Below are 16,433 nucleotides of genomic sequence, written 5' to 3'. Positions count from 1 at the left end.
GCCTCACGCCGGACGCGGCATCGGCGCGCCGAGACGGGTGCCAAGCCGCTCCAGCTCGGCCAGCGTCGCGGTGCGTGGGCGCCGGCGGGTCAGGGCGAGCAGCATGCCCATGCCATAGGCGAGCGAGAGCAGCGACGAGCCGCCATAGGACACGAAAGGCAGCGTCATGCCCTTGGCGGGCATCATGTGCAGATTGACCATCATGTTGATGCAGGACTGCAGCCCGAACAGCATGGCGAGGCCCGCCGTGGCGAAACGCACGAAGGGATCCTCGTCATTCAGCGCCCGGGAGAGCGCGCGCAGCACGATGAAGGCGAACAGGCTGGCGATCATCAGGCACAGAACCGCACCGAACTCCTCACCGGCGACGGCGAAGATGAAGTCGGTGTGCCCGTCAGGCAGCACCTTCTTGAAGCTGCCCTCGCCCGGCCCCTGCCCCAGCCAGCCGCCATTGAGGAAGGAGTTGATCGACAGGTCGATCTGATAGGTGTCGCCGGAATCCGGATTCATGAAACGGTCGATGCGCTGGGTGACGTGCGGCACCGTCTTGTAGGCGATGAACAGGCCTGACGCGCCGATTCCGGCGAGGCCCACCACCCAAACGATGCGCAGCCCGGCCAGAAAGAAAAGGCTGCCCCACACCAGCGAGACCAGCATGGTCTGGCCGAAATCCGGCTGCATCACAAGCGGTGTCACCACCATGCCGAGCAGGCCGATGGCAAGGAACTGGCCCGGCATTTCCGGTCGCCGCACGCTCTCGGAAAACAGCCAGGCAGCGATGATGACGAAGCTGGGCTTCAGGAACTCCGAGGGCTGCACGGTGACGCTGGCAATGTTCAGCCAGCGCCGCGCGCCCTTCACTTCCGGCCCGATCACCAGCGTGGCGCAGACGAGGGCCAGGAAGAACAGGAACAGCACCAGCGCGATCCGCCTGATGTTGCGTGGCGAGAGGAACGAGGTGGCGAGCAGAATGATGAGCGCCGGCACCAGGAACATCACCTGCCGGTTCACGAAGTGGAACGGGTCGGGGATGCCGATGCGCGCCGCCACCGGCGGGCTTGCCGCCAGCGCCAGCACGATGCCGATAATCATCAAGGCGGCGAGAGCGCCGAGCAGCAGCCGGTCTATGGTCCACCACCACTCGCCGACGACCGTCCTTTCGGCACGCGATATCATATACGCCACTCCGGGAAACGCTTTGCCGGAGTATGGGACGGTTAAGGTTGACGCCGACTTAATGCCGGCGCCGCCTCACGCCGCCGGCAAAGCGTTCACGAGGTCACGGAAGGCGTCGCCCCGCACCTCGAAATTGCGATACTGATCGAAGCTGGCGCAGGCGGGCGACAGCAGAACCACCGGATGCGCCAGCCCCGACGCTGCGGCGTCCGCCGCTGCGCGGGCGACCGCGACATCCAGCGTCCCGCTCATCTCGAACGGCACCGTCTCGCCCAGCGTCGCGGCGAAGGCCTCGGCCGCCACGCCGATCAGATAGGCCTTTCTCACCCGCGGAAAGAAGGTCCGCAGCGGTTCGATGCCGCCTTCCTTCGGCTTGCCGCCGGCGATCCAGAAAATGTCCTCGAACGAGGTCAGCGCCCGCTCGGCCGCATCGGCATTGGTCGCCTTGGAGTCGTTGACGAACAGCGTATGGCCTATGGTACGCACCTGCTCCATGCGGTGAGCGAGGCCGGGAAAGCTCTTCATGCCGGTGGCGATGACCTCCGGAGCGAGGCCGAGGGCGCGGGCCGCGGCAAAGGCGGCGGCGGCGTTCTGCGCATTATGCGCACCGCGCAGCGAGCCGATGCCGGCGAGTGGAAGGGTAAACACGCGGGTACCCTTCTCCATGACGACGAGATCGGTGCCTTCGAGGGAGACGCCGTCCTGCAGCGCCTCCCGGACGGAGACCCGCACGACATTCTTGCCCGCCGCTTCCGCGCGATCGGCGATGGCGCGCGACCAGTCGTCATCGACGCCGATCACCGCCGTACCGCCCGCTTCGACACCGGCGATGAGCCGCTCCTTCACCTCGGCGTAATGCTCCATCGTCCCGTGCCGGTCGAGATGATCGGGGGAGAGATTGAGCAGGATGCCCACTGCCGGATCGAGACTCGGCGCCAGGTCGATCTGGTAGGAGGAGCATTCGATGACATAGGCGCGCCGCCCCTTCGGCGGCTCCAGCCCCAGAATGGCCGGCCCGAAATTGCCGCCGATCTGCACGTCGCGCCCGCCGACCTTGAGCAGATGGACGAGCAGTGCCGTGGTGGTCGATTTGCCATTGGTGCCGGTGATCGCCGCGAAAGCGGGGCGTCCCGCCGCCCGGCGCTCCCGGCAGAACAGCTCGATATCGCCGATGACCTCCACGCCAGCGGCCCGCGCCTTCTTCACCGTCCAGTGCGGCTCGGGATGGGTGAGCGGCACGCCCGGCGCCAGAACCAGCGCGGCGACACCCGACCAGTCGGCCGCGGAGAGGTCGCCGGTCGGGATGCCCTCGGCTGCGGCTTTCTCCACCGAGGCGGGCGAATCATCCCAGGCTGTGACCTTCACGCCCCCGGCGAGGAGCGCGCGGGCGGTGGCGAGGCCCGACCCGCCGAGCCCGAACAGGGCGACAGCGCGGTCCTTGAAGGAAGATACGGGTATCATCGGGAGCAACCTCGGGAGCGGCACCCGCAAAAAGAACCGCGCGGGCTCCTCTCGCTAGCGCATTTCACGGGGCGATGAAATGATCGGCCTGACACGCCACCGGTGCCCCTCCCCCAGCCTGAGAGCCTGCCATGCCCGCCCCCGCTTTGCTGCCCCTCGGTTCGACGATGCGCGTGCTGCGGCCACATCCCAACATCTACGCCTTCTATGACGGCCGGATCGATGGCGCGCGGGCGCATTCGGCGGCGCCGAACTGGCTCGACGATGGCGCCTATGCCCTCGGCGTCTGCGTCTATGCAGTGGTGGATGGCAATGAGGCGCTGCTCTACGACACCCACATCTCGATTCCCCACGCGCAGATGATGCGCCGGACGCTGGAAGCAGCGGGCGTCACGTCTTTCCGTGTGGTGTTGAGCCACTGGCACGACGACCATGTCGCCGGCAACGCCGTCTTCGCCACAGACGAGATCATCGCCCTCGACCGCACCGAACGGGCGCTCGCCGCCAACCGCGTGGCGCTGGAGAATGGCGACCCGCCGATCTTCCCGCTGGTCATGCCGAACAAGATTATCACCGGCCCGACCGAGATTTCCGTCGGCCGCCTCACCGTGAAGCTGGAGCCGGCGGAGATCCACAGCCATGACGGGCTGATCCTGCTGCTGCCGCAGCTCGGGGTGATGCTGGCCGGCGACACGCTGGAAGAGCCCATCACCTATGTTGCCGAGGCCGAACGGCTACCGGTCCATATCGAGGAGTTGAAGCGCATCCGGCAGTGGGGCTATGGCCGCATCCTGCCAAATCATGGCGCGCCGGATGTGATCGCCGCCGGCGGCTACGGGCCCGAACTGATCAATGCCACGCTGCGCTATGTGAGCAAGCTGCTGCACACCCGCATCGACATGGCGTTGGCCGACCAGGACCTTTCCACCTTCATCGCCGGCGATCTCGCCACCGGGATGCTGGCTTATTTCGCCCCCTATGAGGCGGTACACGCCAGCAACGTGAAGAAGGTGCTGGCGCTGCCGGGATGAGGCTCTGAAGCCCCGTCATCCCGGACGGCCGCAGGCCGTCCGGGATCGCGTACCATGAACGGATGGCGATCCCGGCTCTCGCTTCGCTCGGCCGGGACGACGAAAAACTCACCGCAGCTTCAGCGTCGAGAGGCCGATCAGCGCCAGCACCACCGCGATGATCCAGAAGCGGATGACGATCTGCGGCTCGGTCCACCCCTTCTGCTCGAAATGGTGGTGGATCGGCGCCATTTTGAACACGCGCTTGCCGGTCAGCTTGAATGAGGCGACCTGAACGATCACCGAGACCGCCTCCAGCACGAACAGGCCACCGATCACCGCCAGCACAATCTCGTGCTTGGTAGCGACCGCGATGGTGCCGAGCAGCCCGCCGAGCGCCAGCGAACCGGTATCGCCCATGAAGATCTGCGCCGGCGGCGCGTTGAACCAGAGAAAGCCGATGCCGGCGCCGATGATGGCGCCGCAGATCACCGCCAGTTCGCCCACCCCGGCGACATAGTGGATCTGCAGATAATCCGCGAACAGCACATTGCCGGAGAGATAGGAGATCATGCCGAAGCTGCCCGCCGCCACCATGACGGGCACGATGGCGAGGCCGTCGAGGCCGTCGGTCAGGTTGACCGCATTGCCGGCGCCGACGATGACGAAGGCGCCGAGGACGACAAAAAACCAGCCAAGATCGAGCAGCAGGTCCTTGAAGAACGGGAAGGCCAGCGAGGAGGACAGCGGCTCGCGGCCGACATGCATGATGACCACCGCCGCCGTGCCGGCGATCAGCGCCTCGATGGCGAGGCGCGCCTTGCCCGACAGGCCGTTATGGGTCTGCTTCGTCACCTTGAGATAGTCGTCATAGAAGCCGATCAGCCCGAAGCCGATGGTGACGAACAGCACCACCCAGACATAGGGGTTGGACAGGTTGCCCCAGAGCAGCGTCGCCACCATGAGCCCCGAGAAGATCATGAGCCCGCCCATGGTGGGCGTGCCCTTTTTGGTCAGCAAATGCGACTGCGGCCCGTCGGTGCGGATGGGCTGGCCCTTGCCCTGCTTCAGCCGCAGAAGGGCGATGATCGCCGGGCCGAACATGAAGACGAACAGCAGCGCGGTGATGATCGCCCCGCCGGTGCGGAAAGTGATGTAGCGGAAGACGTTAACCGCCGGGACGCTTCCCTGGAGTTCGGCAAGCCATTGCAGCATGGAAGATCAACCTTGGGGTGGGCGGAGCGGCAAGCCGGCGCGCCGCGCCAGGCAAGTGTTCAGGCCCGGAATCGGGAAGAAAGAAACGGCGCGGCTCATTCCGATGATTCCGCCGTTTCCGCAAGGCGGTCGGCGGGAAAACGCTCGATCAGTGCGCGCACCAGCGGCCCCATGCGGCTGCCATTGGAACCCTTGACCATGATCACGTCGCCGCCGCGCAGCCGCTCGGCCACGAGAGGCAGAAGTGCCGCCGCGTCCGGCGCCCAGCCGCCGCGGCGGCTTTCGGGCAGCGCCTCCCACAGCGCCCGCATCAGCGGGCCGGCGCAGAAGACGAGATCGGCGACGCTGGCAGCCGGGGCGAGTTCACGGTGCATCGCCTCGCCCTGCGGCCCGAGTTCCAGCATGTCGCCGAGCACGGCGATGCGCCGGCCGCGACCGGTCGGCGGGGTTGTGCCGAGCACGGCCAGCGCCGCGCGCATCGAGGCGGGGTTGGCGTTGTAGCTTTCGTCGATGACGGTCGCGCGCCCGCCCTTGACCGCCAGCCCGGTGCGCACGCCGCGCCCCGGAGGCGGGCCGAGCGCCGACAACGCGAGCGCGGCGAGGCACAGATCCGCACCCGCCAGCTTGGCGGCGGCGAGCACGGCAAGCGCGTTCTGCACGATATGGCGGCCGGGCAGCCCGACCTTGAAGCTGACGCTCTCGCCCATGATGTCGGCCATGGCGGTCGACATATGCGGCTGGAGATTGACGCTGGTGAGCCGGGCCTGCGCGCCTTCCGCCTCGCCGAAACCGATGATCGTGCCGATGCCCGCCGCCCGCGCGGCGGCGACCAGCCGCTCGTAATGCCGGTTGTCCCGGTTGAGCACGGCCGCGCCACCGGGCGTTACGCCGGTGAAGATTTCCGCCTTGGCATCGGCGATGCCTTCCACGCTGTCGAACTGGGCGATATGGACCGGCTCGACCGTGGTGATGATCGCCACATGCGGACGCACCATGTCCACAAGCGTCGCGATCTCGCCGGCATGGTTCATACCGAGTTCGAACACGCCATAGACGCTGTCCTGCGGCATGCGGGCGAGGGAGAGCGGCACGCCCCAGTGATTGTTGTAGGACGCCGCCGAGGCATGGGTCGGGCCGTCTGCCCCCAGCGCCAGGGCCAGTGCTTCCTTGGTCGTGGTCTTGCCGACCGAGCCCGTGACACCGATGATGCGGGCGCGGGTGCGGCCCCGGGCGGCGCGCCCGGCCGCTTCCAGCGCGCGGAGCACATCGTCCACCAAAAGCAGCGGCGCGCCTTCCGGCATGTCGCCGGTGCGCCCGCGCTCGACCACGCTTAGTGCCGCGCCGCGCTCATGTGCCAGGGCGACATAGGCATGGCCGTCACTGTTGTCGCCGCGAAGCGCGAAGAACACTTCGCCCGGCCGCAGAGTGCGGGTATCGATGGAGACGCCGCCAATGGCCCCGGCCGGCGCACCGGCGAGCACTCCTCCGGTAGCCTGGGCCAGCGCCTCCGGCGTCCACAGCGGCGATACGGCAGCCGAACCGGCGCTCATGCGCTCATCTCCCGAGAAGCCCGGCCGCGACATCGCGGTCGGAGAATGGCAGCGTCCGGTCGCCGATAATCTGGCCGGTTTCGTGACCCTTGCCGGCAATCAGCACCACATCTCCGGGTGCCGCCTCGTCCAGCGCGGCTTTGATGGCCTCTGCGCGGTCGCCGACCTCCCGCGCACCCGGCGCAGTGGCGAGAATCGCCGCCCGGATCGTGGCGGGATCTTCGCTGCGCGGATTATCGTCGGTAACGATCACCACATCGGCCTTGGCGGTGGCGATCGCGCCCATGATCGCACGCTTGCCCCGGTCACGGTCGCCGCCACAGCCGAAGACGACGATCAGCCGCCCGCTCGCATAGGGGCGCAGCGCGTCGAGCGCGTTGGCCAGCGCGTCGGGCTTGTGCGCGTAGTCGACGAACACGCCCGCACCCTCCTTCGTACCGACGAGTTCGAGCCGGCCCGGCACGCCTTCCAGAGTGTCGAGCAGCGGCAGCGCTTCGCGGGGGACGGCACCGGTGAGCAGGGCGAGACCGGCGGCGATGAGCGCATTGCAGGCCTGAAACGCGCCGACGAGCGGCAGTTTCACCGTGTGGCGCGCACCGTCGATTTCGATCTCAAGCCGTTGGCCCAGCCCCTCATCGACACGGTTCAACAGCGCGATGCCGGCTCCCGTCGCACCGATGCCGAGCACGTTAAGCTCGTGTTCGGCGGCGACCTGCGCGACGTGACTGCCTTCGGTGCTGTCGACCCACACCGCCGCCCCGCCGCCGCGGGGCACGAGATCGCGGAACAGCCGCATCTTGGCGTCGAGATAGGCCTGCATGTCCGGGTGGTAGTCGAGATGGTCGCGCGAGAGGTTGGTGAAGCCGCCGGCCTTCAGCCGCACCCCGTCGAGCCGGTGCTGGTCGAGCCCGTGGGAGGAAGCTTCCAGGCACAGATGTGTGACACCCTCTTCGGCGAGGTGGTGCAGCGTGCGATGCAGTTCGATCGGATCGGGCGTGGTCAGCGAACCATAGGCGTTACCGGACGGCGCGACCACGCCAAGCGTGCCGAGGCTCGCGGCGGAGAAGCCGAGGCCCTGCCATATCTGCCGGGTAAAGGCGGCCACTGAGGTCTTGCCGGACGTGCCCGTGACGGCGGCAATGGTTGCCGGCTGGCGCGGAAAGGCCCGCGCGGCCGCAAGCGCGACGGCGCGGCGGGCATTGCCGACGCGGACATAGGAGATGGCGGGATCGAGTCCTTGCGGCCGCTCCGCCTCGCCGACGACGGCGACGACGCCGCGCCCGATGGCGTCATTCGCATGGGAGAGACCGTCGGACTTCGCTCCCGACAAGGCGAAGAACACGTCACCCGCCCGCGCCGTGCGGCTGTCGAGCGAAGGCTCGCCAACCGCGAGTTCCGGCACGGCGCCGGCGTAGTCGGCATCCTCCCCGATCAGACCCTTGAGGGTCAGGCGGCGGGCGCAGTCAACAGTGGGTCGCATCCGGTCAGGCATTGGCGTCGTCCTGCGCGCCCGCAGCGGGCGCCTTTTACATCATTGCACCCGAGCCAGGGTTGTGTTGGCGAGCAGGCTTTCGGCCGGCGGCACATCCGTGCGCGGCATGATGCCCAGCATCGGCGCGATGCGGGAGATGATCTTGCCCGTGGTCGGCGCCGCGTTCCAGCCGGCGGTGGCGAAGCCATAGGTGCCCTCGACCGGCTGCGGCTCGTCCAGCATCACCAGCACCAGGTACTGCGGATTGTCCATCGGAAAAACACCCGTGAAGGTCGTGAGCAGCCGCGTCTTTGAATAGCGGCCATTGATGACCTTTTCCGCCGTGCCGGTCTTGCCCCCGGCATAGAAGCCGGGAACGTTGACCTTCTTGGCCGAACCCTTCTCGGCATTGAGCCGCAGCAGGTAGCGCATCTTGGCGCTCGTTTCCGGCTTGATGATCGGCGTGCCGAGCGCCATCGCCTCCTCCCGCGTCCGTTTGAGGAAGGTCGGGGGAATGAGATAGCCGCCATTGACCAGCGCGTTCACCGCCATCACCGCCTGAAGCGGCGCGACTGCCAGGCCATGGCCGAAGGCGATGGTCGCGGTGTTCACCTCGCCCCAACGCTTGGGCACGATCGGCATGGCGCTTTCCGGGAGTTCCGTGCGCAGCCGGTCCAGCTGCCCGGCCTTGGCGAGGAACGCCTTGTGCGCGTCCACGCCAAGCGACAGCGCCATCTTCGCGGTGCCGATATTCGACGAGAACAGGAACACTTCGGGAAGCGTCAGCACGCGGTTTTCCGCGTGATAGTCGCTGATCTTGAAACGCCCGAAGCTCAGCGCCCCGCGCGCGTCCAGCGTCGAGTTGATGTTGAAGCGGCCGCTGTCCAGCGCCATGGCGAAGGTCAGCGCCTTGAAGGTCGAACCCATCTCGAACACACCGGTGGTCAGGCGGTTGAGGTTCTTCGGGTCGAGCGAGCGCGCCGGGTCATTGGCGTCGAAATCCGGCAGCGAGGCCATGGCGACGATCTCGCCGGTACGCACATCCACGACCGTTCCCGCGGCGGCGATGGCCTTGAACTTCTCCTTGGCGGCGAAGAGCTCGTCACGCAGCACGTGCTGCACGCGCAGATCGAGCGCCAGTTCCACCGGTTCCTGCTGGCGGTCGGTCGCAAAGCCCGCGAGGTGGAGATCGGAAAGCCCGCGCGTGTCGACCCATTTCTCGATGCCGGCAATGCCTTGATTGTCGATATTGGTCGAACCGAGCACATGGGCGCCCAGGGTGCCACCGGGATAAATGCGCCGGTTCTCGGTCATGAAGCCGATGCCAGGCAGCCCGAGATTGTGGATTTCCCGCTGCTGCTGCGGGGTGATGTCGCGCTTGAGCCAGATGAAGCCGCGATCGGTGGAGAGCCGCTGGCGCAGTTCGTTGGCGTCGAGGTCGGGCAGAACGGCCGTGAGTGCCTCGACCGCCTCGTCGACATCGATCAGCCGGCGGGGTTCGCCATAGAGCGAGGCGGACTTCACATCGGTGGCCAGCACCAGCCCGTTGCGGTCGACAATGTCCGGCCGCGCCGAAGCGACCGCATCGGTGGCAACGATGCGCCGCGCCACGGCGCCCTCGGGCGCCGAGGCCAGCATGGCCAGCCGGCCGCCAATAGCGAGGTAGACACCGCCGAACACGATCATGCAGAGCACGATGCGCGCGCGGGCGACGGCATGAGGTTCCGGCCGGCCGCGCCCGAAGGCGGCCCGCACAATGGCGAGCAGTCCACGCAGCAAGGCGTGCGGCAGGCGAAGCAGGCCGCGGCCGATCGCGGGGGCGGAGAGGCTGGAAACGATGCTCATGGTGCCACCTCGCGCTTACTGGCCGATATCGCCGGGGGGAAGCAGCGGCGCCGCCATGACCGGATTGAGCGGCGCGCCGACAACGCCCTGCGCGCCGGCGGGGCTGCGGCGCGGGGTACCCATCGTTCCCGCCGGCGGCATTGCCGAGAGGGGCAACGGTTCGGCGGAGAAGGGCTGTTCGGGCAGCGGCGCATCGTCGGGCAGCTTGGCCACCGGGGCGCTGCGCGCCGGCTTGGCCGGCTTGGACGCGGCCGCTTCCGGTGTAGCGGGATTGAGAGAGGGGCCGTCCACCAGCGCCTCGATCATCCCGCCGAGCGCGTCGCCTCCCCCTTCGGACTTGGCGGGAAGGCTGGCGAGGCGGTCCATATGGTCGACATCGAGCGGCTGCATGTCGAGATGCTTTTCCGCCAGGGCCTGAACGCGGTCGGGCGCGGTGCGGCGGGCCCATTCGGCATGGAGAATGGCGATGCGGTCGCGCTCGGACCGGATTTCGGTCCGCAGCTTGGCGATTTCCTGCGCCTCGAAGGCCGAGGAATATTTGACATGGTAGACGATACCCGCCGCGGCGAGCAGCGCGATGACCGAGACGGCGTTGAGTATGCGGAACATGTCTCGACCTCAGCGACGGCGGGGAGCATCAAGGGCGGGCAGAGGCGGCAGCAGCGAGCCGAGGTCACCGCCGGCATGGGCCGGCGCCGCGGTGCGGGCGGCGGCCCGCAGCTTGGACGAGCGGGCCCGCGGATTGGCCGCCCGTTCCTCTTCACCCGGCTCGACCGCGCCGCGCGCCACGAGCGTGAAGCTCGGCGCCGCACCCGCCACCGCCGGCAGATGACGTGAACCGGCGGCGACCTTGGCGCGGTTGGCAAGGAAGTTCTTGACGATGCGGTCTTCCAGCGAGTGGAAGGTCACCACCACCAGCCGACCGCCGGGCTTGAGGACGCGCTCGGCGGCCTCCAACGCGCGGGCGAGCTCGCCAAGTTCGTCATTCACCGCAATGCGCAGCGCCTGGAAGGTGCGGGTGGCCGGATGCGGCTCGTGCGGCTTCGCCCACACCACCTTGGCGACGATGTCGGCCAGCTGCAGCGTGCGCTCGATCGGTTCCTGCGCCCGCGCTTCCACAATGGCGCGCGCCACCGCCCGCGAGCGGCGCTCCTCGCCGAAGCGATAGATGAGATTGGCGAGTTCGGTCTCGGAGAGCTTCGCCACCAGATCGGCGGCGGAGGGCCCGTCCTGCGACATCCGCATGTCGAGCGGCCCATCGCGGCGAAAGGAAAAGCCGCGCTCGCCCTCGTCGAGCTGCATGGAGGAGACGCCGATATCGAGCACGACCCCATCGACGAACGGCTCGCCCTGCGCCTCGACCACCGCATCGAGCGCACTGAAGCGCTCCGGCACCAGCGTGAGGCGTCCGTCGAATTCCGCGACCAGCGCCTGCCCGTCGCGAATGGCGTTTGGATCGCGGTCGATGGCGATCACGCGGCACGGGGCCGCACCCAGAATGGCGCGCGTATAGCCGCCGGCGCCGAAGGTGCCGTCGACATAGATGCCGCCCGGCTGCGGGGCGAGATAATGCAGAACTTCGTTCAGCAGGACAGGCAGATGACGGGCCGGTCCGCCGGCAGCGTCCGTCTCCGAACCGCCGCGACCCGTCATCGTGCCCCATCGGCGCGGGAATCCCGCGTCGCCCCCTGAGAGCCGATCTCCTGCTTCAGCGCGCGCACTCTGGCAGTGGCCTCCGCCAGATGCGCCCGGAAGCGCTCGGGCTCCCAGATCCGAAAATGATCCCCGAGGCCGACCAGAACGGCCTCGTCCTTGATGTGCGCATGGGCTTTCAGCCCCTCGCCGAGCATCACGCGACCCTCCGGATCGAGCTTGACCATCTCGATCGCCCCGTAGAGCGCGCCCGCCAGTTCCTCCCGCGCTTCCGAATAGGGCGGATAACGCGCGATCAGGGCGTCGATCCCCGCCATCAGCCGCGCGCCGCCCGCCTGCAGGGCGGGAAGGTCGAGCGCCGGATGGCAGTACAGGTGCTCCAGCCCGTCCCGCGCCAGAAGCGCGCGGTACGGTGCCGGGATCGACATCCGGCCCTTGGAATCGAGCCGCATCGGGTAGGTCGATACGAAACGTTCCATCGGCCCGGCACGCCCCTACGCAAACACGCCCCGCCGCCATGTGCCCGCCGCGCAACAAATGCCGAACGACCGGCGCCGAAACGGCGCCGTCGGCCTTGGTTACGCGGTACTGCAACGGGATGATTTGGGATACCATGGGATGTGATGGTCGTCAATGGAATGACCGTGACGGACCACCGCCTGTGGGGCTTCCACACAGGTGATTCCGCCGCAGTCGGCATCCGGCATTAACGCCCCATGAACCTTAAGAATCTGTTGAATCACCCCCGGCCCGGCATTAGCTGCTGCGGGATGAGCAACAACGACACCGCTTTTCCACCCGACTCGCCGCTGGTTGCCGAGGTCCTGCCCTCGCCCAACCACGGCCCTCGCCTCGGTGTCGCGCGACCGGACATGTTGCTCATGCACTATACGGGCATGGAATCGACCGCCGAGGCGGTCGCCTGGCTGCGCGCGCCGGAGCGGCAAGTATCGGCGCATTACGTGGTTCTGGAGAATGGCCGCATTCTTCAGCTGGTGCCGGAAGCGCGCCGCGCCTGGCACGCCGGCGCCGCCTTCTGGGCAGGGGCCACCGACATCAACTCGCATTCCATCGGCATCGAAATCGCCAATCCCGGGCACGAATTCGGCTACCCGCCCTTCCCCCCCATCCAGATCGAGGCTGTGACCGCGCTGGCCAAGGACATCCAGTCGCGACAGCCCATCCCGCCCGACCGGGTGCTCGCCCATTCCGACGTCGCCCCGACGCGCAAGGATGACCCCGGCGAAAAGTTTCCGTGGGACATCCTGCATCGCTTCGGGGTCGGGCATCTCGTCGAGGAAGTCCCGCCCAGCGATGGACGGTTTTTCATGCGCGGCGAGCACGGCCAGCCCATCGAGGCGCTGCAGGCCATGCTCGCCCTCTATGGCTATGGCGTGCCGGTGACCGGCACCTATTGCGCGCAGACCGAGGCGGTCGTCCGGGCCTTCCAGCGGCATTTCCGCCGCGCTCGCGTCGATGGTGTGGCCGATGTCTCGACGCTGGCGACGCTCTACGCGCTCTGCGCCGCGCGCCCGACGGGCCTGGCGGGCGCGGCGGGCGCGGCGCCCGACGCCCAGACCGCCTGAAATAACGCCACGCCTCTAATATGCGCAGCGCGCGACAGGATGCTGCGCGTGCTGCCGCCGTCCCGCAAGCATCGTTCGCGCGCGCTGCGATGGCACCACATTGCGCGGTACTGTCGGCGGGTTGCGGCCGTCGCTTGTCGGCAATGCGACCGTTCTTGTACGGCGCGGGTCACATTCGTACCTGATTTTCTTGGCTTTTCCCCGGCTGCCCAAACCGGATCGAAAGGCTTTAACCGTCTGATGAACGTTTCCCGTCTCTTCTCTGCTCTCCTGGTTGCCTCACTCTTCATCCCAATCCTGCCGAACATGGCGGGCGCTAAATCGATTTTCGAGCGACCGGTGCCGTCTCCCCGCGATTCTTCCGAGATAAACCTCTCATCCTCCAGAGCTAATCTGACCGCACTCGTCGACCGTGAGGCGCGCGCCAACGGCATCCCCATCGCCCTCGCCCGCGCCGTGGTGCGCATCGAGAGCAACTGGAAGGTGCAGACCACCGGGCGCGCCGGCGAGGTCGGTCTCATGCAGATCAAGCACCAGACCGCGCGCGGCATGGGTTACAAGGGCTCCCGCGCCAAACTCTACGAGCCCGCGACCAACATCCGCTGGGGCATGCGCTACCTCGCCGGCGCCTATCGCCTCGCCAGCGGCGACACCTGCGGCACCGTGATGCGCTACCAAGGCGGCCACGGCGCCAAGCGCATGTCATCGGCCGCACGCAGCTACTGCTCCAAGGCGCGCACCATCATGGCCTCCAACTGACGCCGACGCCCCGCATGCAGGGCTTGCCCTGTGGGCGGAGCGGCGCCAATGGCCTCTTCCTCCCCCGCGCACTTGACGCCAGCGCCGCGCTCCCGCATGTGCAGACCGCCAGCCGGCCGGACGGCCGCGTCATCGCAAGATGCCGAGGAAAGTCCGGGCTCCACGGAGACACGGTGCCGGATAACGTCCGGCGGGGGCGACCCTAGGGAAAGTGCCACAGAAATCAGACCGCCACGGGTTCGCCCGGGGTAAGGGTGAAACGGTGCGGTAAGAGCGCACCGCGCGTCCGGCAACGGAGGCGGCACGGCAAACCCCACCGGGAGCAAAGTCGTATAGGGGTGGCACGAAGCTCCGCTTCAGGTCCCGTCTTCGGACAGCCGCCCGGGTTGACTGCTCGAGGCGCCAAGCAATTGGCGTCCCAGAGGAATGGCCGTCACGTGGGAGAAATCCCGCCATACAGAACCCGGCTTACAGGCCGGCTGGCACCCACTCTTCCCCCCGCGCCATTGGCGCCGGGCTCACGGCTTGCTACGGCTTGGCTGCCGTCAACCGTGAAGGAACTCACCCCATGGCGATCCGCATCATTCTCGCCGGCGCCACCGGCTGGGTCGGGCGCGCGCTCACGCCCGCCATCGCCGCCGCGCCCGATCTCGAAATCGTCGCCGGCGTCGCCCGCTCCCATTCCGGCGCCGACCTCGGCACCGCGCTCGGTGGGGCCGCGACCGGCGTGCCGGTTTTCGCCAGCGTCGCGGAAGCCCTCGCCGTTCCCGCCGATGTGCTGATCGACTACACCAAACCCGGCGTGGTGAAGGACAATGCCCGCGCCGCCTTGGAGGCCGGCCTTTGCGTCGTGATCGGAACATCGGGTCTCGGTGCTGCTGACTACGCCGAACTCGACGAGGTGGCGAAGGCTCATCTGAAAGGGCTGCTGGCGGCCGGCAATTTTTCCATCACAGCAACGCTGCTCAAGCGCTTCTCGCTGGAGGCGGCAAAGTATGTCGCCGATGTCGAACTCATCGACTACGCCTCGGCCGGCAAGCCGGACGCCCCTTCCGGCACAGGCCGCGAACTCGCCGAAGCGCTGGCGGGCGTACGTCAGCCCGCGACCTCGCGCCCCGTAGCCGAGGTGGTCGGCGTGCCGGAAACGCGCGGCGGCGCCTTCGGCGAGGGCCCGCGCGAGGTGCGGGTGCACGCGCTGCGCCTGCCCTCCTTCGTGCTGGGGGTCGAAGCGATCTTCGGCGCGCCGGACGAGCGGCTCACGATCCGCCACGATGCCGGCTCGTCTGCCGCGCCCTATGTCGCCGGTACGCTGCTCGCCGCCCGCAAGGTGCAGGGCTGGGTCGGGGTGAAGCGCGGCCTCGACACGCTGCTCGACTGAACAGTTGCCCCGTCAGTCCGATCCGGCCGCCGCCGCCGGGGGCGGGATCGGGCTCGCGAATTCACGCGTCGTGGTGAAGGAGCGGGCATCGCCGGCCGCACCCGTCGGCGTGGTGTCGAGCCCCAGCCATTTCGCCAGCGGGATGCTGCCGGGAGGCAGCAGGCCGGGAGGACGCGTCGAGGCTGGCGCGGCCGGTGCGGGGGCCGGTGCGCGGGGCGCGGGGTAGGCCGGTGCGGCGGGAGCGGGCGCCGGATAGGGATCGGCCGCATATCCCCCGTTCTCATAAGGATTCGCCGCTGGAGGGGTCAGCACCATTGGCGCCCCGACACTCCCGCCGGGGGTATGGCTCGGCGCCGGGTAGGCCTGCGCCGGCGGATAGACGGGAGCGGGTGCGGCGCGCGCGGCGGCCGGGCGGGCAGGCGCCAAAGGCGCAGGCGCGAGCGGCGCGGGGGCGGCGGCCTCGTCATAACCCTCCTGCTCGTCCCCCGCCGGGCCGTAATCCTCCGCCGGCTGAGCCGCGCCCGGCACGGACGACATCGGCCCCGTCTGCCAGGACGCGCCATAGGGCGGCGCCTTGTAGGCCGGCGCTTTATACACCGGCAGCCGCGGCGGAATCGGCCGCTGCGCCAATGGCTTACAGGTAGTTGAGCCGGAGGCGCGGCGCATCAGGTCGATGTGGATGTGATCATAGTGGTAGATGTTCGAGCCGGGCGCCAGAACGACGGTGAACCGCTCGCACGCATCGGCCTGCACGGTGCGTAGGAAGCCGCGCGCATCGGCACTGCCCTTCCAGTCCTTGCGCACCGAAATCTCGCGCCCGTCGGCCAGAACGAAGCCGCCAATGTCGAGCCCATTGCCGAAGGCGTGCTCGGAAATCTTGCCCGTCGTCGCCCCGTTCATGCGCCGGCAGGAATAGGACGACATCTGCTTGATCTTGACCACGGGCTGGCCGAACCAGGCCATGGCGGCGGGCTGAACGTCCTGCGTCACCCATTGGTCGACGGCCGAGGTCATCGGGCAGGCCAGCGTCGCACGCGGGCTAACCTCAACAGATCCTTCGGAAAAAGCCGTGATGCGGAAGGCATGGTCCATGCCGCAGGTGCCGGCGCCGTTAATGGCGCGGTCCTGAACGATGAAGGCGGAGGGCTTCACGCGGCCCTCCGCCAAACACCTTTCTTCAGCTTCCGTGCGCCAGGGTTCGCGCTGATCGAACAGCCCGAACTTGCAACCCGAAAGCCCCAGAAGGACGAGCGGGGCTACGAAAAACCAGGATACGCCGCGCGTCATGGGAAGACGGTAACCCGTCTTGGTTGACAGCGGGTTAAGCCC

The 16,433-nt window shown here is 68.0% G+C and carries 14 protein-coding genes and 1 other RNA gene; 5 read left to right on the top strand and 10 right to left on the bottom strand.

Translation table 11 applies throughout. The features are described from left to right. Positions 1-3 precede the first annotated feature (3 nt). Together ftsW and murD are read right to left on the bottom strand one after the other, a co-directional pair. Positions 4-1,176 (bottom strand): putative lipid II flippase FtsW, encoded by a 1,173-nt coding sequence (gene ftsW / locus J2S75_RS14395; protein ID WP_307020609.1) that lies wholly within the window; start codon positions 1,174-1,176, stop codon positions 4-6. Positions 1,177-1,251: 75 nt separating this feature from the next. Beyond that, positions 1,252-2,637 carry a UDP-N-acetylmuramoyl-L-alanine--D-glutamate ligase gene (murD, locus tag J2S75_RS14390; RefSeq protein ID WP_307020607.1) on the bottom strand — a complete coding sequence of 462 codons (1,386 nt, stop codon included), beginning with the start codon at positions 2,635-2,637 and terminating at the stop codon, positions 1,252-1,254. 131 nt (positions 2,638-2,768) lie between these two features. Between murD and J2S75_RS14385 the strand changes: the two genes are divergently transcribed. Next, positions 2,769-3,668: an MBL fold metallo-hydrolase gene (locus J2S75_RS14385; protein WP_307020605.1), complete on the top strand. Its 900-nt coding sequence runs from the start codon at positions 2,769-2,771 to the stop codon at positions 3,666-3,668. A gap of 108 nt (positions 3,669-3,776) precedes the next feature. Here the strand turns inward: J2S75_RS14385 and mraY are convergent, their stop codons facing one another. From mraY to J2S75_RS14350, 7 genes are all read right to left on the bottom strand, one after another. Continuing rightward, positions 3,777-4,862 carry a phospho-N-acetylmuramoyl-pentapeptide-transferase gene (gene mraY, locus J2S75_RS14380; protein ID WP_307020603.1) on the bottom strand — a complete coding sequence of 362 codons (1,086 nt, stop codon included), beginning with the start codon at positions 4,860-4,862 and terminating at the stop codon, positions 3,777-3,779. 95 nt (positions 4,863-4,957) lie between these two features. Beyond that, positions 4,958-6,412 (bottom strand): UDP-N-acetylmuramoylalanyl-D-glutamyl-2,6-diaminopimelate--D-alanyl-D-alanine ligase, encoded by a 1,455-nt coding sequence (locus J2S75_RS14375; RefSeq protein WP_307020601.1) that lies wholly within the window; start codon positions 6,410-6,412, stop codon positions 4,958-4,960. Positions 6,413-6,416: 4 nt separating this feature from the next. Next, positions 6,417-7,892 (bottom strand): UDP-N-acetylmuramoyl-L-alanyl-D-glutamate--2,6-diaminopimelate ligase, encoded by a 1,476-nt coding sequence (locus J2S75_RS14370; RefSeq protein ID WP_307020599.1) that lies wholly within the window; start codon positions 7,890-7,892, stop codon positions 6,417-6,419. 51 nt (positions 7,893-7,943) lie between these two features. Continuing rightward, complete coding sequence (locus J2S75_RS14365; protein WP_307020597.1) at positions 7,944-9,728, bottom strand: peptidoglycan D,D-transpeptidase FtsI family protein; 1,785 nt, start codon at positions 9,726-9,728, stop codon at positions 7,944-7,946. A 15-nt stretch (positions 9,729-9,743) separates the two neighbouring features. Beyond that, on the bottom strand, positions 9,744-10,337 hold the full coding sequence (gene ftsL, locus J2S75_RS14360) for a cell division protein FtsL (RefSeq protein ID WP_307020595.1): 594 nt from the start codon (positions 10,335-10,337) through the stop codon (positions 9,744-9,746). A gap of 9 nt (positions 10,338-10,346) precedes the next feature. Beyond that, the gene (gene rsmH, locus J2S75_RS14355; protein ID WP_307020593.1) at positions 10,347-11,381 is read right to left on the bottom strand and encodes a 16S rRNA (cytosine(1402)-N(4))-methyltransferase RsmH; all 1,035 of its coding nucleotides are present in this window, start codon (positions 11,379-11,381) and stop codon (positions 10,347-10,349) included. After that, on the bottom strand, positions 11,378-11,860 hold the full coding sequence (locus J2S75_RS14350; protein ID WP_307020591.1) for a division/cell wall cluster transcriptional repressor MraZ: 483 nt from the start codon (positions 11,858-11,860) through the stop codon (positions 11,378-11,380). Before J2S75_RS14350 ends, rsmH begins: the two co-directional genes overlap by 4 nt. Positions 11,861-12,151: 291 nt before the next feature. Between J2S75_RS14350 and J2S75_RS14345 the strand changes: the two genes are divergently transcribed. From J2S75_RS14345 to dapB, 4 genes are all read left to right on the top strand, one after another. Continuing rightward, a complete protein-coding gene (locus J2S75_RS14345; RefSeq protein WP_307020590.1) occupies positions 12,152-12,967 on the top strand; it encodes an N-acetylmuramoyl-L-alanine amidase in 816 nt (271 codons plus the stop codon). A gap of 339 nt (positions 12,968-13,306) precedes the next feature. Continuing rightward, positions 13,307-13,726: a lytic transglycosylase domain-containing protein gene (locus J2S75_RS14340; protein ID WP_307020588.1), complete on the top strand. Its 420-nt coding sequence runs from the start codon at positions 13,307-13,309 to the stop codon at positions 13,724-13,726. A 108-nt stretch (positions 13,727-13,834) separates the two neighbouring features. Next, an RNA gene (rnpB, locus tag J2S75_RS14335) (RNase P RNA component class A) lies at positions 13,835-14,213 on the top strand. A gap of 81 nt (positions 14,214-14,294) precedes the next feature. After that, positions 14,295-15,104: a 4-hydroxy-tetrahydrodipicolinate reductase gene (dapB, locus tag J2S75_RS14330; RefSeq protein WP_307020586.1), complete on the top strand. Its 810-nt coding sequence runs from the start codon at positions 14,295-14,297 to the stop codon at positions 15,102-15,104. A gap of 12 nt (positions 15,105-15,116) precedes the next feature. Here the strand turns inward: dapB and J2S75_RS14325 are convergent, their stop codons facing one another. Next, entirely contained in the window at positions 15,117-16,391 is a 1,275-nt protein-coding gene (locus J2S75_RS14325) for an extensin-like domain-containing protein (protein ID WP_307021306.1), read from the bottom strand. Between the last annotated feature and the right edge of the window lie 42 nt (positions 16,392-16,433).

It is taken from the genome of Ancylobacter polymorphus (genome assembly GCF_030813495.1).
Lineage (GTDB): Bacteria > Pseudomonadota > Alphaproteobacteria > Rhizobiales > Xanthobacteraceae > Ancylobacter > Ancylobacter polymorphus.
Note: the sequence above shows the minus strand (reverse complement) of the source record. Positions and strands in the feature narration are given on the sequence as shown.